Annotated in this window: 19 protein-coding genes; 8 read left to right on the forward strand and 11 right to left on the reverse strand. The window is 54.9% G+C overall.

The annotated features are described in order from the left end of the window. Window positions 1–8: 8 nt before the first annotated feature. The 3 genes from PSR63_RS22135 to PSR63_RS22145 all read right to left on the reverse strand — a co-directional run bounded on the left by PSR63_RS22135 (window position 9) and on the right by PSR63_RS22145 (window position 2,979). The gene (locus tag PSR63_RS22135) at window positions 9–899 is read right to left on the reverse strand and encodes a cell division protein FtsQ/DivIB (protein ID WP_274327850.1); all 891 of its coding nucleotides are present in this window, start codon (window positions 897–899) and stop codon (window positions 9–11) included. 259 nt (window positions 900–1,158) lie between these two features. Further along, the gene (gene murB, locus PSR63_RS22140) at window positions 1,159–2,037 is read right to left on the reverse strand and encodes a UDP-N-acetylmuramate dehydrogenase (RefSeq protein WP_274327851.1); all 879 of its coding nucleotides are present in this window, start codon (window positions 2,035–2,037) and stop codon (window positions 1,159–1,161) included. A gap of 159 nt (window positions 2,038–2,196) precedes the next feature. Further along, window positions 2,197–2,979 (reverse strand): YkgJ family cysteine cluster protein, encoded by a 783-nt coding sequence (locus tag PSR63_RS22145; protein ID WP_274327852.1) that lies wholly within the window; start codon window positions 2,977–2,979, stop codon window positions 2,197–2,199. Between the two features lie 283 nt (window positions 2,980–3,262). On the opposite strand from PSR63_RS22145, the gene PSR63_RS22150 reads away from it, so the two are divergent. Beyond that, window positions 3,263–4,444, forward strand: a complete 1,182-nt coding sequence (locus PSR63_RS22150) for a CinA family nicotinamide mononucleotide deamidase-related protein (RefSeq protein ID WP_274327853.1) — start codon at window positions 3,263–3,265, stop codon at window positions 4,442–4,444. On the opposite strand, the gene aat is transcribed toward PSR63_RS22150, so the two are convergent. Next, a complete protein-coding gene (aat, locus tag PSR63_RS22155) occupies window positions 4,433–5,131 on the reverse strand; it encodes a leucyl/phenylalanyl-tRNA--protein transferase (protein WP_274327854.1) in 699 nt (232 codons plus the stop codon). The genes PSR63_RS22150 and aat overlap by 12 nt on opposite strands. Before the next feature lie 302 nt (window positions 5,132–5,433). On the opposite strand from aat, the gene dnaG reads away from it, so the two are divergent. From dnaG to PSR63_RS22185, 6 genes are all read left to right on the forward strand, one after another. Then, a complete protein-coding gene (dnaG, locus tag PSR63_RS22160; RefSeq protein WP_274327855.1) occupies window positions 5,434–7,428 on the forward strand; it encodes a DNA primase in 1,995 nt (664 codons plus the stop codon). Window positions 7,429–7,529: 101 nt separating this feature from the next. Next, a complete protein-coding gene (locus PSR63_RS22165; protein ID WP_274327856.1) occupies window positions 7,530–9,203 on the forward strand; it encodes a sigma-70 family RNA polymerase sigma factor in 1,674 nt (557 codons plus the stop codon). A 170-nt stretch (window positions 9,204–9,373) separates the two neighbouring features. Continuing rightward, entirely contained in the window at window positions 9,374–10,087 is a 714-nt protein-coding gene (locus PSR63_RS22170) for a zinc ribbon domain-containing protein (RefSeq protein WP_274327857.1), read from the forward strand. 173 nt (window positions 10,088–10,260) lie between these two features. Next, window positions 10,261–10,749: a transcription elongation factor GreA gene (gene greA, locus PSR63_RS22175; RefSeq protein WP_338000679.1), complete on the forward strand. Its 489-nt coding sequence runs from the start codon at window positions 10,261–10,263 to the stop codon at window positions 10,747–10,749. Window positions 10,750–10,886: 137 nt separating this feature from the next. Beyond that, complete coding sequence (locus tag PSR63_RS22180; protein ID WP_274327859.1) at window positions 10,887–11,849, forward strand: PmoA family protein; 963 nt, start codon at window positions 10,887–10,889, stop codon at window positions 11,847–11,849. An 82-nt stretch (window positions 11,850–11,931) separates the two neighbouring features. Next, on the forward strand, window positions 11,932–12,684 hold the full coding sequence (locus PSR63_RS22185; protein WP_274327860.1) for a hypothetical protein: 753 nt from the start codon (window positions 11,932–11,934) through the stop codon (window positions 12,682–12,684). A gap of 12 nt (window positions 12,685–12,696) precedes the next feature. Here the strand turns inward: PSR63_RS22185 and PSR63_RS22190 are convergent, their stop codons facing one another. The 5 genes from PSR63_RS22190 to PSR63_RS22210 form a co-directional block, all read right to left on the reverse strand. Further along, window positions 12,697–15,918 carry an efflux RND transporter permease subunit gene (locus PSR63_RS22190; protein ID WP_274327861.1) on the reverse strand — a complete coding sequence of 1,074 codons (3,222 nt, stop codon included), beginning with the start codon at window positions 15,916–15,918 and terminating at the stop codon, window positions 12,697–12,699. Window positions 15,919–15,936: 18 nt separating this feature from the next. Next, the gene (locus PSR63_RS22195) at window positions 15,937–17,277 is read right to left on the reverse strand and encodes an efflux RND transporter periplasmic adaptor subunit (RefSeq protein WP_274327862.1); all 1,341 of its coding nucleotides are present in this window, start codon (window positions 17,275–17,277) and stop codon (window positions 15,937–15,939) included. A 150-nt stretch (window positions 17,278–17,427) separates the two neighbouring features. Continuing rightward, window positions 17,428–17,736 carry a DUF167 domain-containing protein gene (locus PSR63_RS22200; RefSeq protein ID WP_274327863.1) on the reverse strand — a complete coding sequence of 103 codons (309 nt, stop codon included), beginning with the start codon at window positions 17,734–17,736 and terminating at the stop codon, window positions 17,428–17,430. Then, on the reverse strand, window positions 17,726–18,427 hold the full coding sequence (locus PSR63_RS22205) for a YggS family pyridoxal phosphate-dependent enzyme (protein WP_274327864.1): 702 nt from the start codon (window positions 18,425–18,427) through the stop codon (window positions 17,726–17,728). Before PSR63_RS22205 ends, PSR63_RS22200 begins: the two co-directional genes overlap by 11 nt. A 19-nt stretch (window positions 18,428–18,446) precedes the next feature. Continuing rightward, entirely contained in the window at window positions 18,447–20,249 is a 1,803-nt protein-coding gene (locus PSR63_RS22210; RefSeq protein ID WP_274327865.1) for a hypothetical protein, read from the reverse strand. 141 nt (window positions 20,250–20,390) lie between these two features. Between PSR63_RS22210 and PSR63_RS22215 the strand changes: the two genes are divergently transcribed. Continuing rightward, entirely contained in the window at window positions 20,391–21,335 is a 945-nt protein-coding gene (locus PSR63_RS22215; protein ID WP_274327866.1) for a YdjY domain-containing protein, read from the forward strand. Here PSR63_RS22215 and PSR63_RS22220 read toward each other — a convergent pair. Continuing rightward, a complete protein-coding gene (locus tag PSR63_RS22220) occupies window positions 21,315–21,767 on the reverse strand; it encodes a hypothetical protein (protein ID WP_274327867.1) in 453 nt (150 codons plus the stop codon). The two genes, PSR63_RS22215 and PSR63_RS22220, sit on opposite strands and share 21 nt — an antisense overlap. A gap of 16 nt (window positions 21,768–21,783) precedes the next feature. Beyond that, a complete protein-coding gene (hemQ, locus tag PSR63_RS22225; RefSeq protein ID WP_274327868.1) occupies window positions 21,784–22,638 on the reverse strand; it encodes a hydrogen peroxide-dependent heme synthase in 855 nt (284 codons plus the stop codon). Between the last annotated feature and the right edge of the window lie 65 nt (window positions 22,639–22,703).

Here is a 22,703-nt window from a genome sequence, read left to right on the forward strand (position 1 = left end):
TCGATTAACTATCGGTGCAACGGATTCAGCCCGGTTACCGCTCGGCCGGCAGTTCGCAGGTCGAGCGATGGCTGTGCTTCGTGACTTGAAAGAGCCGATTCCGCCGCTTTCTGTAGCATGACCTGGACTTTGTGTTTGGCGATCGTCTCTTGTGGCAACTCTTTGCCAGGCGGACTTCCCCAGATGATCCGTGTTTGATCTGTAAGTTCCAGTTCGTAGTGCTGTCCTGAATCTTCCTTTAAGATGATTCGATTCAGCTTGAGGTCGCTCCAGTGCGGGAGCAGTTCGGCCGCAATCAGTGCCGCTTCGGCAACGCGTGGGTTGTCCCACTTCATGCCGGCCTCGACCATCGGTCGCTTGAGATCAATCTGAATTCGTGGATAGCGATCGTTGGCTTGGATTCGTGAGAAGTCGCCGGGCGGAAGGACCGTTCCTTCAACGTCGACCGGAATCAGTCCCCGGCGAACGGCACCTTCATCAACGAATTCTACTTCGACCATCGCAACCGGTCGGCGGTATTCGACTTCGACAAGGACTTTCGCCGGGTATTGCTTCACGACTTTGTGGACGCTGCGAACCCAGGCGTGTGCTGAGATTGCTGCTGCGACCTTATTGGTCAGTTCCCGGTCGCGTAGATCGAGTTGATCAGGAAGATCGGCCTGTTCCACCGAATCGATCAAGACGTCCGATTGAATCCACCCTGGCGGCGGGCTGATAACGATCTCGCGCGGTGAAAGCAGGAATTCCTCGCGAGCGGCGAACTGTTCCGCGTAATGATTCCATCCGGCGATCATCAACAGCAAGAATGCTGCAACGATGACGACGCACAGCAATAGCTGTCGCCCGGCTGGTGTACCCAAGCCCAGCAAACCCGACGGGGTTTGAGTGCTGCGACCCAATGGAAGCATCCTTGTGAAAGTTGGCCAATCCTTGGCTGACGGCGAGATCCGCCGCTACGACTCGAAGAGCATAATGAATCTTTCGATTCCAATAAACGCGTTTCCACACGCTTTTATGGATTTCAAGACTTGCCCATTTAAATCAGATCGGCTGGTCAAGTCAGGCAACTTGACCAGCGATTCGGGAATCTTGATCTAAGGAAGAAACGCCTCCAAAGTAGCCCCTGTGAGGGCACTTTGGAGTGCTGGCAGTTTCGTGCTACCAAATGGTCAGCTGGCACTTAAGATCCATGCCAGTAACCTCTTTCACTCGGCTTTGTACCAATTCGGCCAGTCGAATGACATCGTTGGTGGTTGCGTCTTCACCTGCAATGACGAAGTTGGCGTGTTCTGCGCAAATCTCGGCTCCACCAACTTTTGTGCCTTTGAGGCCTGATTGCTCAATCAACGAACTTGCCGAAAGGCCTGGCGGGTCAAAAAACAAGTATCCGACGTTATCCGCGCCACCTGGCTGGGTTGCCTTCTGGACGATCCAGAATTTTTGCATCCGGCGCGTCAGCTCTTGCGAGTCAGCCGGTTCCAACTCGAAAACGGCACTCAGGATGACAAGTTCATCGAGGCTGCTTTGTCGGTAAGTGAATTGCAGATCCTGGGCGGTTCGCGTCTGAACTTCGCCCGATCTCGTCATGACGGTGGCTTCCACGACGCATTGCCCGACATCCACGCCGTTCGCGCCGGCATTGCCATGCAGCGCCCCGCCGATGGTGCCAGGGATTCCGGCCAGGGCTTCCAGGCCTGCCAATCCCCCGCCCACAGCGGTACTTACGGCATGCGATAGTTTGGTACCACCGCCGGCCGTCATGCGATTGCCGTCAATCGTGATTCCGCTGAAAGTTGGGTGGCTGAGCAGAATCACCAGACCAGGCACCCCTTCATCGTGGACCAACAGGTTCGCTCCGCCGCCCAGGACCCGTGCGGGAATCTCGCTCTCGCGACAACGTTTAACAAGGGCAGCCAACTCGTCAAGGGTCGTGGGTTCTGCGAAATATTCGGCGCTGCCACCCAGTTTCAGCCAAGTGTAGGGAGCTAACGCCTCATCCGTGCGAACGAAGTGCTCAAAGCCAGCGGTGAATTCCATAGATCGATCGTTCCCAAGTAGGTTGCCCCGAAAATGCTCCGTTGTCGCCCAGCAGCAGTGGATCGCTCCTTGCGCGCAAACAACGTCGCGACGATTCCCCTACGGTACCAGCAACGATTTCCCTTTGGCAACCTGGGATAAGGGGTTAAACCGAGCCGATCATGCTCGTTTGGCAGCTCGCGACTTAAGAAAGTGAGGTCGACCAACGGCCTGTTTTCTGGGGGGAGAGTGCGGGTCGGTGCAGATTGCGTCTCGAAACAGATCTTCACCGGCCAGGAATCGATTCAGACTGTTTTTTTCTGTAATGGCAGCGAGGACGGCTGAGTTGAATTCGTACAAATTGCCGTCCAAACCGTGTTCGACGAGGATTCGCTGTAGCGTCCCCGAAATCCCACCTGTGGCCTGGATTGCGTCATTGTCCAAAGGGATGGTGCTGGAAAAATCTCCCACTTTGGCCGTCTGTTCGGCATCGAGACAGGCGTCGCGGTCGGTGGAAAAGACACCAGAACAAATAATTGGCCGAACGGGATAAACCGTACAGCGACCGTCATTTCCCAGCATCGAACAGGCCAGCGGCAGTTGCCGGGCGGTCCCCCGCATCTGATCAATTCGACGCTGCGTGCTACGTTCCAAGCGAGATTGGATTTGGCTGAGGGTTGGCCGATCGACACATGTGCGCAAGTAGTCGCTGACAGCGATCGCCTCAATACCTGTGACGTCGACTTGAGCCGACAAGCAGCACCCCGAGCAACCTGCCTGACATTCTCTCTCCCCTTTCTGGGAACTTTTGTCGAGATACCCAAGCTGCAGTTGACGTAAGTCATCCACCCAATCCAGGCTTTCGCCGCATTGAGCAACGAGCTGGTTCACCAAGTTTCGCGCTTCCTGAGAAGCTTCGCGAAAGATGGCGGTAGTCGAAGGTGATGGGGCGTTCGAAGGCATTCCTAATCCGAAATTTACCGGAGTCGGCGACAAGTAGGGCGTGGGGAGAGTCGGTGTGGGGTCATCCCCCCTAGGTGAGATCGGCAGGCCAGGTTTGCGATATTCGTATATGGGTTAAGCCGTTGAATGGATTCGCGGTTTCACACATCAAGTCATGAGGAATAGAAGTACCTTGGCGGCTTGGTAAAGTTTCGGGGTCGTGTCGAAGTGGCAAGCTTCCGTTATCGTAAGAAGCAGAGAAAGCTCCATATCGCGAGTGCACCTTAGAAGGAAAAGACGCGGAATGATCGCAGAGATAGTGGCTATCGGAGATGAATTAACCAGTGGTCAGCGTTTAGATACCAATACCCAGTGGCTCAGTCAGCAACTGGAGGCACTCGGAATTGAAGTCCTGTTTCACACGACGGTTGGAGATGATCTAGAGGCCAACATTCAGGTCATTAAGAACGCCTTGGCCCGGGCAAACCTGGTGATCTCGACTGGAGGCTTGGGGCCCACTGATGATGACCTGACCCGTCAGGCACTCGCCAATGCGACCAGTACCAAGCTGGAACTCGATAACCAGAGCCTGGAACATATTCAGCGGCGGTTCAGCATGCGAGGACGTGAGATGCCGCCAAAAAACCAGATTCAGGCCATGTTCCCAGCAGGCAGTCGAATCATCCACAATCCTAACGGAACAGCACCCGGGATTGATCTCGATTACAGCGTAGGGCTGCATCATTCTCGCTTTATCGCGTTGCCGGGCGTGCCAGCCGAGATGAAGGAAATGTGGGCCGAAACCGTGGTCCCGTCGCTTTCCGGCAAGGGAGCCGCTAAGAAAATCATCCGACACCATGTCGTGAAATGCTTTGGCGTTGGCGAAAGCCACATGGAAGCCTTGCTACCCGACCTGATCAAGCGAGGAAGAGAGCCACGCGTCGGCATCACTGTGCATCAGGCCACGATTTCGCTGCGAATTACGGCCTCGGGGCAAACGTCCCAGCAATGTGAAGAGGCGATCGCGGACACGGTTAAGCAGGTCCATGAGGCTGTTGGCGAGCTGGTATTTGGTGAAGGGGAGCAAGAGCTACAGGACGTCGTGATTCGCGACTTGTTAGCTCGCGGCGAGACACTGGCAACCGTCGAATCCTCGACGTCTGGGCTCTTGGCGTTCTGGCTTGGGGCCGTCGACACCGATCGCAAGGCTTATCTTGGTGGCACAATCGAGATGCCGGTTGAATTGGTCAGCAAAGAGAGCGTCGAGAAAGCGGCGGTTCAAGCACGCAGTGTCGGCAATGCCACCTATGGCTTGGCATTGGGAACGCTGGTCAAAGCCGACTCGGCCGACCAGTACTATGTTGCCTTGGCCACGAAAGATGGCGTCGAGTCGATCAGCAGCGGCCTGGCGGGGCATCCAGAAATCTGGGGGCCGCGGATGGCCAAGCAAGGCCTGGATCTGCTGCGAAAGAAGTTAGTCGGCTAGGGACGAACCGAAATACTTGATTTCGCAGAGCTGATCGCCAAAGGTCACAGGAAGATCGACCACGTTCTCAAGAAGCGTTAGGTAATCGCTCCGCGAGATTTCGATCGCCCCCATGCTGCCGGTATGTTCGGTCCACTGTTGAATATCGAATAGCTTGTATCCGCGTTGATTCAAGTGGGAAACGAGCGCCGCCAAGGCGATCTTCGACGCATCTCGGACAGTGTGAAACATCGACTCTCCGGCGAATAGCCCTCCAATCGCAACGCCGTAGATACCGCCGGCCAATTCCCCTTCGTGCCACACCTCAACACTGTGGGCATGGCCTTCCTCGTGCAGTTTGCAGTAGGCCTTCAGCATGGCAGACGTGATCCACGTGCCATCTTTCTTATGCCGTGGTTTCGAGCATCCTTCCATAACATCGCGAAAGGCCGTGTCGCAGGTCACCTGAAACTTTCCGCTACGGATGGTTCGCTTCAGTCGCTTGCTCACATAGAGTCCATCCAACGGCATAATGGCTCGCGGATCTAGCGAGAACCATGTCATCGGCATCCAATCGCCCCACATTGGCCAGGGGAATATCCCGTGACGATAGGCGTCTAAAAGCCATTCCGAGGAGAGGCGACCACCCACCATGACCAGGTCGTTTTCATCGGCTTGTTCGGCAGGAGGAAAAAAGCGGGAAGCCAAGTTGCAGCTCTGAATTCTGTTTACGATTTTTTCGAGAGAGATTTCCGGTTGAAGTATTCAGATTTCTTCGCGAGAGAGAATGGTGTCCTCTCGAAAAAACTTTGGACTTCGCACTTGATAATAACTCGGTTTCCCTCGTTTTAACGGGGAAAAGATCGCAGATTGTGTCTTTTCAATTCGGCGAAACTACTACGCAAAAAGTCCCAAAATCGATATTGTAAAAGATATCTGCTAGCGTGAAACCAAAAGGTTGTCGGCAGGCGTCAATGCGAACTTGACCTAAAATTGGGAAATGGACTAAATTGCTTCCACGTGCTACGGAAGGCACGGCCCAGAATGTCGAACTCGGGCTGAGTGGTGATCGCAAGGAAGACGCAATCACGCCGACATTTCTCGGGCATAGGGTTCCCGCAAAACCCTGGAAGGAAGTCCAAAGGTTGGCTTTTCCCCCAGACAATGACGTAAAAGAACAGGTGCGAGCCGCCTCGGACATCGTAGATGTCTTGGGTGGATACCTGAATCTGAGACGGCAAGGGCGTGGCTACGTCGCTTTGTGCCCCTGGCACGACGACAGTCGCCCAAGCTTTCAGGTCAATCCGCAGCGCCAATCGTGGCGATGCTGGGTTTGCGGTATCGGTGGCGACGTCTTTAGCTTCGTCATGCGTCGCGAGTCGATCGAGTTTCGAGAAGCTCTTGAACTATTAGCTGAACGAGCCAATATCGCCCTGCCTTCTCATGGACCGGTCGCCCCGGCTGGCAGTCCGGACGACAAAAAGTACCAATACAATGCGTTGGCCTGGGCAGAACGGTTGTTCCACGAACTGCTGTTGAACGATCCGATCGCCGACGAAGCACGCCGTTATCTGCACGATCGCGGAATGACCAAGGAAGCCATTCACCGCTTTCATATCGGTTTCTCGCCCAACGATTGGCAGTGGCTCTGCAACAAGTCGAATCAAAGCGAATACACCCAGGCCGTGCTGGAAAAGGTCGGGCTGATTGGTCAGTCGCAAGGCGGTCGTATGTACGATCGCTTCAAGGGCCGCGTGATCTTCCCGATCCGCGACGTTCAAAGCCGCCCGATCGCGTTTGGTGGACGAATTTTGCCGGCCTATGCCGATGAGAAGTCGGCCAAGTACGTCAATTCACCCGAAACAAGACTCTTCTCCAAGAGCGACAACGTCTACGCATTGGACATGGCTCGCGACCACATCACCAACAGCAAGAAGGTGATCGTCGTCGAAGGATACACCGATGTGATTGCCTTGCACGAAGCTGGCGTAAAGAACGCGGTGGCCGTGCTGGGGACTGCACTTGGTCCGCGCCATATTCAGCTGTTGCGTCGCTATGCCGACACGGTTTACCTCGTGCTCGACGGCGACGATGCTGGCCAGAAACGAACCAGCGAAGTTCTGGAATTGTTCATTGCTCAGCAGGTCGACCTGCGTATTTGCACGCTGCCTGAAAAGCTCGATCCGTGTGACTTCGTCCAGCAGCAGGGTGCCGAAGCGTTTCGTGCTCATTTGGCCAAATCGCTCGACGCCTTGGAACATAAGATTCGCATTTCCACGGCCGGGATCGATCTGGCCAACGATCTTCACGGGGCCAACGATGCCCTGGAAGACGTACTCAATACGCTGGCAAAGGCGCCGAACCTGGCCGCGGAAACGTCGTCGGAAGTACGACTTCGCGAGCATCAGTTCCTGGCCCGAATTGCCCGTCAATTTCAAGTGGCCGAGTCGGAACTTCGTACACGGTTGTCGTCCCTGCGAAAGGCCTCAAGCACCAAGCAGCAGCGACCAGTTTCGTATGATGAAGTGCCGGTTGTGACACAGAAGATGTATCGCATTGGTGATCTCGACAACTGGGATCGCACGCTGCTCGAGTTGATGTTGGCTCTGCCGGAAACGATTGAGTGGTGTCTCGACGAGATCGGCCCAGACGAGCTGATCAGCGAAGGGGCGAAAGCCATTTACCAAGTCATTAAGTCCCGTAACGATGCCCACGAGGATTGTGGCTTCCCCGGGATTTTAGATTCGATCGAGAATGAATCATTACGGTTCTTATTGATCGAACTCGATGAGTCGGCCGCGTCGCGAGGATTTGGCGAGCCCGACGAAGAACTCAAACGCATCGTCGCTGCCTATCGAACGCGTCATGAAGATCGCTTCGAAGGACAACAGGTCGCCTCGATGCAACAGAAACAGGTTTCCCCTGAGGAGGAGCTCGACCTCCTGAAACAGATCGTCGAGCAAAAAAGAAATCGCCAGGGTATTTCCTTTCCCACGGATGGGTAGAGGATACCACTTGACGTCGCCCCGATTGGTATGACCCGCATTCCGATCGCAGGCGAAAATGACCAAAGAGAATTTTATGGGAAGGCAAGGAGGTCTTCACTATGGAATTTGCCGATCAAGAATTGGCCGTACTTCTGGAAAAAGGCAAGTCGCAAGGTTGGTTGACGTACGATGAAGTCAACAACTATCTCCCGGATGAAGCCAGCGGAAGCGAAAAGCTAGACTCTCTGCTGACCGAGCTCGAAAACCGCGGCATCGAGTTGGTTACCGATCCTCCGGAAGACGATTTTGACGACGCCCCGGCAACCAAGGCCCCCTCTGCTCGCGAATTTGCAGAAGCCCTGGACGAAGATGGCGGCTCCGAAACCTTCGCTTCCGAAGAAATCACTAAGAGCAGCGACGATCCGATTCGGATGTACCTGTCGCAAATGGCTTCGATTCCGCTGCTTTCTCGCACCGAAGAAATCGCCCTGGCCAAGAAGATCGAAATAACCCGTAAGCAGTTCCGCCGCCTGGTGCTGGGTTGCGACTTTGCTTTGCGTCACACGGTGGAAATCCTGGAAAAGGTGCACCGTGGTGAGCTGCCGTTCGATCGCACCATCAAGGTTTCGCTGACGGAAAACCTGACCAAGGAACAAATTCAGGGACGCATGCCGCATAACCTGAAGACGCTGCGGGTGATGTTGGAAGAAAATCGCCGCGACTTCCAACGTCTGCTTCGCAAGAGCACGCCACGTGACGAACGCCTGGCTGCTCGCAAGCGATTCATTCGTCGCCGTCAAAAGTGTCTGCAACTGGTCGAAGAGCTTTCGCTGCGAACACGCCGGGTGATTCCCGTGATGAGCCAGCTGGAAGACTTCGCCGATCGTATGGAAGAAATTCGCGCACGTCTGGAACTCATCCGCGACATGCCGGCAGCCAAGGACGAGCGAGCAAATCTGCGAAAAGAACTTCGCGACCTGATGCTGCTGACGCTGGAAAGCCCACGCAGCCTGCGGACCCGTTGCGACAAGTTTCGTAAGCAATTCGATCAATACGAAGGCGTCAAGCGCGAACTGTCCAGCGGTAACCTGCGGCTGGTCGTTTCGATTGCTAAGAAGTATCGCAACCGTGGTTTGAGCTTTCTGGATTTAATTCAAGAAGGCAACACCGGCCTGATGCGTGCTGTAGATAAGTACGAGTACCGCCGCGGCTTTAAGTTCTCGACGTACGCCACCTGGTGGATTCGTCAGGCCATCACCCGTGCGATCGCCGATCAGGCTCGTACGATTCGTATCCCGGTACACATGATCGACGTGCTATCGAAGCTTCGTAACGTGCAGAAACGTCTGCTTCAGGAACTACGCCGAGAACCGACCATGGAAGAAATTTCGCGTCGCAGCGAAATCCCGGTCGAAGAAGTTCGCCGCGTGATGGACATCGGCCGTCATCCGGTCAGCCTGGATCGTCCAATCGGTGAAAGCGAAGACAGCTCGTTCGGCGAGTTCATCGAAGATGGTCACGAAGAGACCCCCATCCGCAAGGCTTCCAACGAAATCTTGCGAGATAAGATTGGCGGTCTGCTGAAGACGTTGACCTATCGCGAACGCGAAATCATCAAGTTGCGATATGGCTTGCAGGACGGTTACACCTACACGCTGGAAGAAGTCGGGCGTATTTTCAAGGTCACCCGCGAGCGTGTCCGTCAGATTGAAGCCAAGGCGGTTCGTAAGCTGCAACATCCAGTTCGCAGCCAGCAATTGGCCGGCTTCCTGCATACGGCCGATGCGGCTTAATTGAATTCATTGTGGAAAGTGTGAACCTGGAAAGCCCGGAGCCTGTCCTCAGGCCCGGGCTTTTTTGTTTGCCTAGTGGGGTAAAATGAAGTGGTGGCGTGTGCTAAAACCGACGCTACTGCTACATTATTTGGATTATTGAAAACCCATCACTGCCGAGTGGATAACTTATGTCCGAGCGACCGTACAGCGAAGTTCTGCAGGAACTTCACCGAATCCATCGCCAATTGAGCGACCTGAGGAGTCGTCTGGCTCGATGTCCGATTCGCGTGAATGCTGCTCGTAATCGCGTCGCGGCTGCTGAGCAGACCGTCGCCGAGGTCAAAGAGTCGATTCAAAGCACCAAAATGACGGCAGATCGCAAGCAGCTTCAATTGCGTGAAAGCGAAAGCAAGATCGAGGCGATCGAGGGTAAGCTAAACGCGGCCAAGACGAACGACGAGTTCCAGATTTTCAAAGAACAGATCGCGGCGGCTCAGATGGCCAATAGTGTCATGTCCGACGAGATCCTCGAAGCTTTGGAAAAAGTCGATCAGTTGGAAGTCAAACTGGCCGAAGCGGGCAAGGGAGTCGAATCAGCCCAAGCAGATCAGGCGAAGATCGAAGCCGAAGTTGAGCAAGAACGAACTGGGCTGGAGTCGGAAATTGCACGCGTGCTGGAACTTCTTGAAGGGGTCGAGAAAGACATCCCGCCAGAAGTTCGAGACGACTACAAACGGGTCGTTAAAACCCGGGGCGAAGAAGCGTTGGCGGCGGTGGTCAATAACTACTGTACCCAGTGCAATGTCCAGCTGCGAATTCAAACGGTCAGCGACTTGAAGCTGGGTAAACCCGTGTTTTGTTCGTCGTGTGGGGCGTTTCTCTATATCCCTGGAACCGAGTGATCTTGTGACTTTTTTCACGGTTTTGGTGAAACAGCTAGCTCCCTAAAGAAGCTGGCTTTACAAACCCCTCATCTTTCAATAACAATAAAAGTAACAAACCAACTCAGAACGTCATGCGGCCTGACCCAGGTCGCGTTTTTTTTTCCATTGAGGGAGTTCCTGACATGTCGAGCATGGCCGATCGAATGCCCATGTCCCGGAAGGGTTACGAAAAGCTGCGAGCCGAATTGCACCATTTGGAAGAGGTAGAAATGCCTGCCATCACCGAAAAGGTTGCTAACGCTCGCGCTGAAGGGGACCTTAAGGAAAATGCCGAGTACCACGGCTCGCGCGAGACGCAGGGGATGATCCAAGCCAAGATCAATCTCTTGAAGTCGAAGTTGGGCAAAGCACACATCATCGACCCTTCGTCGATCGATACTTCCAAGGTAGGCTTCTTTGCTACGGTTACCGTCCGCGACGTCGATATGGACGAGGAAGAAGTGTACTCGCTCGTCGGTGCTGGCGAAGAAGACTTCATGAACAACAAGATTCTCATCGACAGCCCGATGGCTCAACAACTGATTGGCAAGAAGGTCGGCGACGTGGTCGATATCCCTGCACCCAAGGGATCGTACCAACTGGAAGTGCTGAAGATCGAATACAAGTTCGACGAAGAATAATTCTCGATTTCAGCGCGAATACGAAATTCAAGCGGCCTCTCTTATCGGAGAGGCCGTTTTTATTTGAGCTGCTTCGGTCAGGCAGATAGGCTGTAGGGACCTTCCGTAAACGTCCTACCTCGATCGGAGTCTTTGTGATGGCCCGCCGCCTGCTTGTCTTGTTGCTACTGCTGTTCACAACAAACGTTGGAACTGCCGACGAAAAGCTTCCGGACGCCAAGCCTGTCCCACGCATGCAGGTATTGCCTCTGCCGCACGATCAGGTTTCGGTCACCCGCGACGGTAAGGAGCTGACTCGCTATCACTTTGCACCAGATTTAGAGCGGCCATTTCTTTATCCGATCATCGGGCCATCGGGTCGAAGTCTCACGCGAATGGGACACCCGCACGATCCGAACGGGCACAGCCACCATAATTCTGTGTGGGTGACCCATCATGACGTGAATGGAGTCGACTTCTGGGCCGATCGTTCGCCTGGCAAAATCCGGCACGTTCGCGTGGGGCAGTTCGTCGACGGCGACGACCAGGCCGTCATTCGCATGCACAACATTTGGATCGATACCGACAGCGAAAAGAAACTGCTCGACGAAACTCGAACGATGACGGTCGTCCCGCTGGAAGATGATCAATGGCTGCTGGTGATCGATCTGGTGCTGACTGCTAAGAACGGATCGGTCACCTTTGGTGATACTCCGTTTGGGCCACTGGGCGTCCGAATGGCAAAGACCATTGGTGTACATGATGGCGGCGGAACAATTCGCAACAGTGAAGGGCAAGTCGACGAGAAAGAAGTGTTTCGTCAGCCGGCACGCTGGGTCGACTATTCAGGGCCGATCACGAACGATGCCCATGAAGGGATCACCCTGATGAACCATCCCGACAATCCGACATTCCCGAGTGCTTTTCACGTTCGCAACGATGGCTGGATGGGGGCAACGATGTCGTATCAGAAGCCTGTGCATCTAAAGCAGGGCGAGTCCATCACGCTACGATACGGCCTCTTTGTTCATTCAGGTGTCCCAAGTGCAGAAAAAATTGAGCAAGCTTTTGCCGCGTTCCGCGAATTGCTGTTATTGCCCGCCCAGGAGAATCGGCGATAATCAACCGAAATCAGGGGATTATTCAACGAATCGCACTGGCCGATCGCACCGTTGAAGCGAAACACAAAAGGAGTTTGCACCGATGTCCAACGATCAATTTACCGTGGAAGAACCGAAGAAATCTGGCGGCGGTTGTACCACCGCGATCATTGGCTGTCTGGTCGTGTGCCTGGTTCTCGCTGGTGTTGCCTGTGGGGTCGGTTATTACGTCTACATTAATATCGGCGTGATGGCTGCGAACGTGGCCGAGTCACAGCTGAATGCCGCCATCGACGAGTTCGATCTTCCCGACGAGCAAAAGACCGGTATGAAAGAGCAGATATCACGCGTCGCTCAAGGATTTCGTGACGGCGATATTTCGATGGAGCAGATTGGAAGTGTAGCCGAAAACATCCTAGAATCGCCTGCGTTCACTGCCGTTCCCGTAGAGATTGCCCGCTCGAAGTACATCGAGCCATCTGGCTTAAGTGACGAAGAGAAAGCGGACGCTAAGAAACAGCTTCAGCGGATTGCTCAGGGGGCGTTTGAGAAGAAGATCAACGAAGACGAGCTGACGGCCTTGCTCGACGGACGTATCGCCGATGAGCAGCCTGATGGCAACCTTCAGTTCCGCGACGAAGTTCCGGATGAAGATCTTCGCGACCTGATCGCCGCTGCCAAGGCTTTGGCCGACGAGAAGGGGGTCGCCGACGAGAACTTCGAGATCGACCTCGCAGCTGAACTGAAGAAGGCGGTCGATAAGGCTTTGCTCAGTCCGGAAGATGTTGAGATCGAGATTCCCAACACCCCGATCGAAATTCCTACAGAGCCACAACTGCAGGAAACCGGCAGCTAGGCGGTTGCTTGGTTACGCCGTAGCAGCCGCTTTCTTATCGGCATTGAAATAGGCCAGGCTATATGCGACGGGAATGACCAGCAGGGTCAGGATCGTCGCAAAGGCCAGGCCGAAGATTACCGCACCCGTTAGCGGTTGCCAGAATTCGGCCCCGCCGCTGAGATTCAAAAACAGCGGCAGCAAACCGCCAATCGTCGTGGCGGTAGTCAGCATCACCGGGCGAAGTCGGTTGATGCCTGCTTCGATGATCGCATCGCGAACCTTTAGTCCTCGCTTGCGGCCTTGGTTAATAAAGTCGACCACCACGATCGCATCATTCACCACGATACCGGTCAGGCTGACCAGCCCAATGAATGTCGCCAGGCTGAACGGGAAATCGCTGATGAACATGCCGGCAACCACGCCGACAAAGCTGAGAGGTACCGTCAGCATCACGATGCATGCCTGGCGGAAACTAGCGAACTGATATACCAGGATCGCAAAGATGAGAATCACTGCGATGATCATCGACGCGCTCAAATAGTTCATATTCTTGGCGGTCTCTTCGCTCTCACCCGTGAATTCGGCTCGCAGGCCCTCGGACGGTGTCCCGACTGTTCCGATGAATGCCATGTCCATAAAGCTCACGGCCGTTTCATTCGCCGGGCGGAAACCCAGTGACGGGAGAATATCTTCTCGTAGTCGGGAAAAGATTTTGTCGGTATCAGGATTCTCGATGACGTCACACTTGGCAGTAACCGCACGCTTGCGGTCGTAGCGATTCACGGCGAATAGGCTTGTCGCGCGATCCAGTCTGGCCATCTGGCCGATGGGGGCCTTTTTCCCGGTGGGACTGGTGAGCATGATTCGTTCGAGCTGTTCCTTCGAGGCCCGATAATCACTCATGGCCTGCAGACGTAGCGTGACATCTTCATCGCCAAGGTTGAGTTCGATTGTGGTGTCACCATTGATGGCGGTTTGAATCGCCTGGGCGACCTGCATCTCGGACATGCCGTACATGCCGACGACTTCGGGAAAGGGCTCGACGACGATTTCCGGGTTCAAGTTTCGATAGTCGGTCTTCACGTCGACGGCACCATCGATCTGACGCATCCCATCGGTCGTGACTTCAGCAACGTAGCCCAGTTGTTCCAAGTCATCGCCGGTGAAACGTACAGCTACCTTCGCACCGCCAGGCGGGCCTTCTTCCACTTCCTGAATGGTGTAGGTCATGCCAGGAAACTGTTTGACTGTTTGATCAAACTGTTCGCGAAGTTCGGCCAAGATGACACGCTCGTGCCGCTCGCGATCTAACGGCGAGAGCAGTTCGACCATCACGGTGCCAAACTCTGGTCCGACCGCAGGGTCATTCTCCAAACGACTCGCAAGTCCTTCGGATGACCCTAGAGCCGAAACGAAGTTGACTAACTCACTATTGGGACGTGCACCGAGTTCACGTAAAGGTTGCTGAATGGCTTCTGCCGCAGCGATCGTCTGATGGATGCTGCTACCCAGCGGCAGTTCGTACTTCACCTCGAATTGTCCGCGGTCGCTAGGTGGGAAGAACTCTTTCTCGACATGGACCATCATGAAGCCAGCCCAGACCAGCGCGAGGACCGTACAGGTGCTGACCGCCCAGCGATTTTGCAGAGCCCAGCGAAGGATGTAGATGTAGAACTTGGTGAACAGGCCCAAGTTCGGGCGAATGCGAATCTCCGCTTCGTCTTCATCCCTTGCGATCGCCTCGTGGACAGTCTTGTCTGGTACCACTTCGCTGGCCTTGCGGCGACCATACCAGCGGGCAGCAACCACAGGAATAAAGAAGTGATCGACCAGTACACTGCCTAGAAGAGACACGCTGACCACTTCCGGCATCACTCGCATGAAGTCGCCCATAATGCCGGGGACCAGCAGCATCGGCAAAAACGCCGCCACAGTCGTCAGGTCAGCCATGATCACAGGCGTGCCAACTTCTTCGATGCCGATCTTGGCGGCGTCGACGGGATCTTCACCGCGTTCGATATGACGGTGGATGTTTTCGGCAACGATAATCGCTCCATCCACCACCATGCCCAGCACAAGAATGAAGGCAAAGATCACCATGTTAGAGATCGGAATGCCCAACGCGTACAGAGCGATCAAGCCAACCGCCGAACTAAGCGGAATGGCTGTCAGCACGAGGAAGGATATCCGCAGCCCCATCGTCCAGGCCAGGATCACCAACACGAGCATGGCGCCGAAGATGAAGCTTGAACCCAGCACGCGGAACATGATTGAGATTTCAGCCGACGTGTCGCGGGTAATGCGGAACTTGATATTGGGGTACTGCGGACGGAGTTCGTTGATTTTCTCCTTCACGGACATCGCTGCCGCGAGCGTGTTGATGTCAGCCTCTTTGTTGACGATGATCGTCGCGCAAGACTCGCCATTGAGCAGGGCGACATTCTTAAGCCGGCGGTAGGTGTCTTCAACGGTGGCGACGTCGCCGATCTTGATGACCTTGCCATCCACCTGACTGATGATTGCATTGCGGATGTCGTCAACGCCACGGAACTGAGTTTCGTTACGGACACGGAAATCGAATGTGCCCGTGTCGAGTTCACCGGCAGGCATCTCGGCGTGGAAATTGGCCAAAGCACGGCGAAAGTCACCCAGAGTTAAGCCATACTCGGCTGCAAGATCGACATTAACGTTGACGTGCAGTTCACGTTCGCGACCACCGAATAACTGCGTATTGGAAATACCCTGGATGGTTTCGAGTTCTTCCTGAACCTCTTCCGCCAGTGTCTTTAACGCCGCTTCATCGAAGCCCTTGGGGGCGGTCATGTTGACCAGCATCAGCGGTGTGTTTTCAAAGTCGATGTCTGTAACCGAAGGTTGGACTTCACGAGCGACCGGCAAGTCACGCCGGATCTCGTCGACCAGGTCCTTCACTTCGCCGCGTGCCTGGTCGGGATCGACCCCATCGAGGAAGATGATCTGGGTGACGCTTGAACCTCGCATGCTGGTCGAAGCGATGAAGTCAACGTTCTTCAACTTTTGCAGGGCGTCTTCGATCTTGCTGGTGATCTGTTCTTCCACTTCCACCGGCTGAGCACCAGGGTAGGGAACGGCCACCAGGACAACCGCCTTAGAGATTGCAGGCGTGCGTTGTACAGGAATGTTGAGGGCTACCATCACAACGGCCACCATCAGGATCATCGTACAGACAATCACAAATCGGGGCTGATCGATCGCGCCGGCGCTGATTTTCATCGTGTGCGTTCTCTCTGCCTATTTACCTGACGGCTTACCACCAAGGCGTGAGACTTCTGCCATTGGGGGAATTTCGGAAAGAGGTGACGAGTCCGTTGTGCCTGCTTTCATGGTGCCGCTCATGATCTCCAGCGGGCGGCCTTCGACCAGCCGATGCTGCCCTTGGACGATCAGCAGGTCATGTTTGCCGGGAAGGTCAGAAAGTATGAAGTTCCGGCCCTGCTCGATGTAGCTTGGGATTTCGATGCGATGAGCCACAAAATTTGGGACTTCCGCGACATCCATGCCGACGAAATCGACCGTCGAGGTTGCGTGTTCCGTAGCCGGTTGGGCGAAGAACAAGCTCGCGACGCGATCATTGAAGACGACGCTTTCGACTGGGACTTTATAGCCATCGATCTCTCGAATCACGAAGTCCGCTTTCGCGACGATGCCCGGCTTGAGAAGTCGGTTCGCGTTATCCAAGAGGACTTCAACTTCAAATAAGCCGTTTCGGTTATCAACCGTTTCGGCAATTCGATAGACGGTCCCTTCCAGGATCGTGTCCTTCTCTAAATTGGACGAAGTGTCAAATCTGCGAATGTAAACCTTGAAATCGGATGTTGGGTCTGGGGTACCTGATTCCGAGTTGGAACTTGCGGTGCGCCGGGTCGCGTTGAATTGTTTCTGCATCGCGACGATGCGCGACTCAGGTACACCAACGGTCATCAACACCTTATCAACCTGAACCAACTCGAAGACCGGTTGATGGAGATTAATGGTTTCTCCGGGATTGATCATGCGAGCTGAGATCACCCCATCAGCAGGAGCAATCAGCTGGGCATTTTCGAGGTTCTTTTCCGCGATGTCTTTCATCGCCCTCGCGACAGCTAATGCCTGTGTTGCTTGCTGGAAGGCCGTCTGCGTAACCGCACCGGGGCTCCGCTCTCGCAGATTCACCAGCCGTTGGAATTCGGTCTGGGCGTTTTCCAGATTCGCGTTCGCTTCTTCACGACGTGCAATCAAGATGCGAGTATCAAGAGTCGCCAAGATCTGTCCGGTTTTGACTCGATCACCAATATCCAGCGGGCGTCCTTGCTCGTTGGTGCCGAGCGATTCAACTTGGCCTGCCAATTGAAAGGCCAGCGAGAAACTTTCCAGCGGCTGGATTGTGCCGGCATAGCTATCGAGGATCTCGATGTGTTGCTTCTTCAGCGGCATTACCGTAACTGGAGCAAGCGTTTCCACGACGGTGTTGCCGGGATCGGTTTCCTTCTGCTGGGCACCGTAATCGTTCCGCCCGCCACTGACGTACATGACCGCGAGTGCAAAGAGGGTCACGACGAATAGTCCGATAAGTTTTCCGACCCGCCGTTTCATGAGACTTCCGCGAAAAGACAAAACTAGGAAAAGGGATCAACTCGCAGGCTTACTGCCCAATCAAGCCTTGAGTTTCATGGAATTTAGCATGCTAACTAGATGCTATTTCATCGCCATATCGCCATCAAGACGAAATGGACGGAATGTCCACTATTCGTCCTTTAAGCCGCAATCTTTCAAGAGTTGCAACATATTTTGCGGAGAAAGATCGCGGATCAAAAGTCGTTTGTGTGAAGCGGTTTGCCCGGAAATGATTTCCAACTGCGAGCCCTTCAGGCCCCACGTTTTGCGGAGCAGAGATAAGATCGCTTTGTTGGCTTTACCCTTCTCAGCCACCTCGGTCACGCAGACTTTCAAAGCTCCGTCGTGAACGCCCCGAATTTCGGCTTTCCGGGCACCCGGCTGAGCTTTCAGGTCGAGAAGGCAACCTTCGGGATGAGGGGTGACATTAACGCCCACCGTCGATTCCCTCGAACAAGGTCGAACCCACGCGAACCATCGTGGCTCCTTCTCGAATTGCTAAATCGAAGTCGTGGCTCATGCCCATCGATAGCTCGTCCAGCGAAATCTCGTCAGGACAATCGGTTCGCAGTTGGTCGCGCAACTGGCGTAACGCTGCGAAATCCTTCTGGGCTTGATCGCGACCTCCCTCGAGTGAAGCCATTCCCATCAAACCAACAATCTTCAGGTGACTCAACGCGGCAATTTGTCGCAGGGCGGGCGCAATCTCAGCGGGAGGAAAACCATGCTTAGCCGCCTCGCCTGAGATGTTCACTTCGATCAAGGCCGGCAGTGGTTCCGCATGCGGCCAGTCATCGTTGGCAGCTTTCAATAGGCGAAGGCTGTCACCGGAGTGAAGGACCGAAAGGAGGGGAATGGTACGCTTGGTCTTGTTGCGTTGCAGGTGTCCGATCATGTGCCAACGCGGCGACATATCGGCCATGGCTTCCGACTTGCTCCACAGTTGTTGCGGGCGACTCTCGCCCAGGTCATGGCAGCCTAGCTCGTAAATGGCCCGAGTAGTCTCGACGTCGACGTACTTGGTAACACCGATCAAGCAGACATCAGCGGCAACTCGGCCAGATGCCTTGGCCGCCTCGGCGATCTTTTCACGAACGCGGTCCAGGTTTTCGCGAAGTTGCGTGTGCATGAGGGTACGTACGAAAGAGTTAGGAAGCTTCTACTTCCAGAAGTTTCTCGATATCGCCGTTTTCGTCAAATCGTGCGACCAATGTTTCCGCAATCAAGTTGACGCCCAGGAACGTTCGACTCGCTTTTTCAGTTAGCGAGCGGTAAAAAGCCCAGTGACCGGTTCCAGTTTGAACGCGATAAGCGACCGCTCGATCTCGAGGCTGGATGACCAGCTTTTCTGCGACGGTCAGCTGTCGCCAGGTAAGGGGCTTTCCCTGTCCCTTTTTGGTCAGGTCAAAGAACATCGGAACAACCAATCCACGGCCGCTACTGGTTTGTTGCAGGGAAAGTTTCTCGTCGACCACGCCGATTTTTCCGAGCGAAGTTTCACTTTGCCATTCGTTGATTCCTACCGGGAGCAGTGTGACCTTCGAGCCGGGTAGTTCTATGAATACTTCGTTGGTTTCTGCTGCCGTGCCCAACTTGGCGTGCGAGACGATCGGGGGTTGCGATTGGTACTGAATTTTGTCGGCCGGGCTGTCGAGCAGCACGGTATCCATCACCCACAGGAACTTGTCCTCGCGAGCCAGGAAAATAAGTCGCTGCAGTTTAACGCCGTCGGTCCACTCTTGTTCGAGTTCCAGGTAGTCGCCGTCGTCGTCGGACTGCCAACCAACCTGTTCCCAATTTCCACTCGGAGCGATCGCAGTACTGTCGATCAGAATAGTCGTATCCCAAGTGCCGCTCATGACGATCTCTTCGCGAGATTCCAATTCGACGATCAGCGGTTCCAAGTCATGACGGACGGCCAAACGCGGACTGGTGCGAGTCCAGTCGCAACGCAGGTAGGCGAACTGGCTCCAGGCCGATTCGTAGCTGGGCGTCGGCAAATGGAGCGTGTGTCCCTTGCCTTTCATTTTGGGAAGCGTGAACTTGGCGATCTCATGGTCATCTTCGTCATCGCCCAGGTCCAATGCCGACTGCATAAGGTGGCGGTTGTAGGCACTGGAGATGCCGTGGGACAACGTTTGCGTGCCATCGGAACGTGTCAGGCGCAGCGCGTGACGTACGAGCCATTGATACTGCGTGAATGAATCTTTCGAGAGACGCAGGCCGTCAGCCGCTTTGATCATGGCGATCGAACGTGTCCAGCACGCAAGGATCGCTCGAAGGTGTAGAAGCTGATCGACCTTGGGCATTCCTTCGCCATCGGTCAGGGCCTGCATGCCTTCATCGAGCACACGTACGGCTGGCTTGCCCAATTGGCGACAGGCCTTCAATTCAGGGAAAACGTATGCCAGGGTTAGCGGAAGTTCTCCGGCTAGCCCTTGTTCAAAGACTTTGTTTTCAAAATTGGTAGCGACAGCATCGTTGGTGTGGCTGACAATCTTTTCCAGCAGATTCCACCAAAGCTCGGCACTGGTAACTAAAGCCAGGTTCGGCAGCGCATGGGTGACGGCCAGCAGTTCTAAAACCAGATTGCGCTCGGCGATGCGGCGTTCCAGATCGTTCAGCCAGCTTTCCAACTGCTGGATTGTATCCGCAGTCGGACGCGTCCGACCTGAGGCAATCTCACCTAATGTTTCCAGCAGGGGCAGTGTTCGCGAATCGAGCGTCTCGTCGGCAAACAGAGCCCAAGCCAACGGCGACGTCTTCTTGCCTGAGACCAGCGATTGGAGCGGCGGAACGGTATCTCGCTTCTTCAGATAGTTTTTCCACGAATCCCAGTCCTTTAGCTCGGCTCCCGATGCCGCGCCTTTTACGAGCTTGGCCCAGGCGGGAATGGGGGTAGGTGTCGTAGCTTGGTCGTCCTTGCTGCGGGGGCTAATGTCCGTGGCCATGGCTTCCATCAAGCGAGAGTTTGTTAGAATATTTTTAACCGACGATTTCACGCGGCTTTGACTTCCACGTGGGATAGACCATCTTAGCAATGTGGGCGAAGTTTGACGCCCCCCTGAACCCCTTTTCCGCCGAGTTTTGCCATGGGTACGACCTCCCGCAACCAATGCAACGTAACCTGGGCCATTCTGCCTGTTCTGATCTTAGGGCTGATCCCGACTTCGAAAATGTGGGCGCAAGACGATGCTCCTCCGGAGGAAACTGCCCAGCCAGCTGAGACTGAAAAGGAAGATGCAAAGCCAGCCGAGGAAAAGAAGCCCGCCAAACCGGCGATCCGCAAACTGATGCCCAACATGCCGGTATGGATCGATACCAAGCGGAAGATGGTCATTATGGATGGGGAGGTTTGCCTGAGGAAAGGCTCGCTGGAGATGTTCGCTTGTTTGCGAGGGACCAAAGAGCATGAGTCGGTCGTCGCGGTCGCGACGGATGCCTATGTCGTCCACGCGGGGCTGTTGGCGATTGGTGCCGAGCAGGGGAAGCCCGTTGAGTTCGACCCAGAGTACCAACCGCCATCGGGGCAGAAGATTGAAGTCCTCGTTCAATGGAAAGACGCGGACGGCAAGGTGCAAACGCGCAGGGCCCAAGACTGGGTGCGCGATGCGCGGAATAAAAAGGTCATGACCTACGATTGGGTCTTTCCTGGCAGCTACTTCTGGAAAGACGTGCCGATCGAAGAAGTACAGAAGGCGAAGGAAGCTGGCGAAGATCCTGATAAGCTACCAGGCAAGATGGTCTATGCCGCCGAAGGTGGTGAGTTGATCTGCGTGAGCAACTTTAAGTCGTCCATGATGGATTTGCCGGTTCCCAGCACCGACGCCAATAACGACCTTTGGTTTGAAGCATTCACGGAAAACATTCCCGCTGAAGGAACCAAGGTGCGACTCTTTCTGATTCCGGAAAAGGCCGATGAAAAGAAAGAGGCCGAGCAGAAATCGGAAGCCGAGGGAGAAAAAGAGGACAAGCCGATCGACCTGGGCGACCCTATGTTGGAACTGCCTGACTTCTCACCCGGCGTCGAAGAATAGCACCACGGCAGCGGTCGTAATCGAATTTACGACCGTGAGAAGCGTCAACCAGAAGGCCAGCGTGACCATCCATTTTCCTTGGTCCGTATAGCGGCCCAAGCGAATGGCCTTCAGGTCGTTCACCGCGAAAACCAGGGCCGGCAGGGCAATGATCCACGAGACAAGCCAGCCGAACAGGGCCAACTGCCAACCGGTTTCCGGCCAGATGTACCTGGAAAGTGGCAACGCGCTGGCTACGAACCCTGTAAGTGTCATCGAGAGCAGCAGTACGCCGTTCGACTTACCGGCGTTTACGTAGGCTCCCCGGTAATCGACCGGTGCCTGGGCGTCCGCCTCTTTGCCTTCCGGCTTTTCTTCCGCAAACGGATGCGCCCCCTCAGTCAGTTCCGGCTTTTTGACGTCGTCGAGCTTGAGAGGGCGGTTGGGGGACATGCGGCGAACCTTAGGTTTAGTCTGCGTTTCCGATCCGGCAATGCTTCAGCATCTCTTCGGCCGTGCTGATGTAGCTGGTGTAGAAGGGACCGAACTCGGCATAACGAGCACTCGCTTCGTCGAAGCGCATCTTGTAGACGATGTCTTTCAAGTACTCTGGGTTGCGTGCCCACAAGGTGACCCCCCATTCCCAGTCGTCCAGCCCCACGCTGACCGTGATCAGTTGCGAAACCTTGCCGGCGAACTGCATCCCGCTTTGAGCATGCTCGGCCATCAGTGCATTCCGGGCCGAGAAGGGCAACAGGAACCAGTTCTCACCCACTTTTCGCTTCTTGTTCATCGGATAGAAGCATGTGGCGGGGTAGGGGGGGAAGTCAGGTGTTAGCCGTTGGTTGTTCATCATCGGCAGACGCTTGGCGTAGGCGTTGACTTTGGCTTCGTACGACGGCGAGTCCTTTTCTTCCCCTTCCCGAATCAGACGTTCGGCATATTGTTCGATGGAAGGAACGTATTCCGAGATTTCGGTCACCGAGACGAACGAATAAGTTGGCTGTAGAGCAGCTCCCAGGGAACTGGCCATCAAACGCTGGTGTACCGAGTCGATCACCAGCGGATCGGGGTCCATCAGCATGAGAGCAAAGTCGGCCTTGTGACCACTGACGATCGAGACCTGAAGCCGCTTGGGGCTGGCTTCCGATTCTGGATTCAAGATATCGATCAACTCTTTCGAGCCCGCCGCGAGTTCCTCGGGCGAGTACCCAGTCAGCAGGGCTCGGTCGAAGGTGTAATAAAAGTGGCTGCAGTGCCAGCCTTCGGTTGGAATGATCGAAGGATCAGGAAGCGGGGCGGAACCGGGACGGCCGTGGCTCATAAATCGGACTTCTCGCAAGGGACCAGTTGTGGCTAACCAAGCGATCAGTCTATCAAATCCCTTCG

It is taken from the genome of Bremerella sp. P1, from assembly GCF_028748185.1.
Classification (GTDB): domain Bacteria; phylum Planctomycetota; class Planctomycetia; order Pirellulales; family Pirellulaceae; genus Bremerella.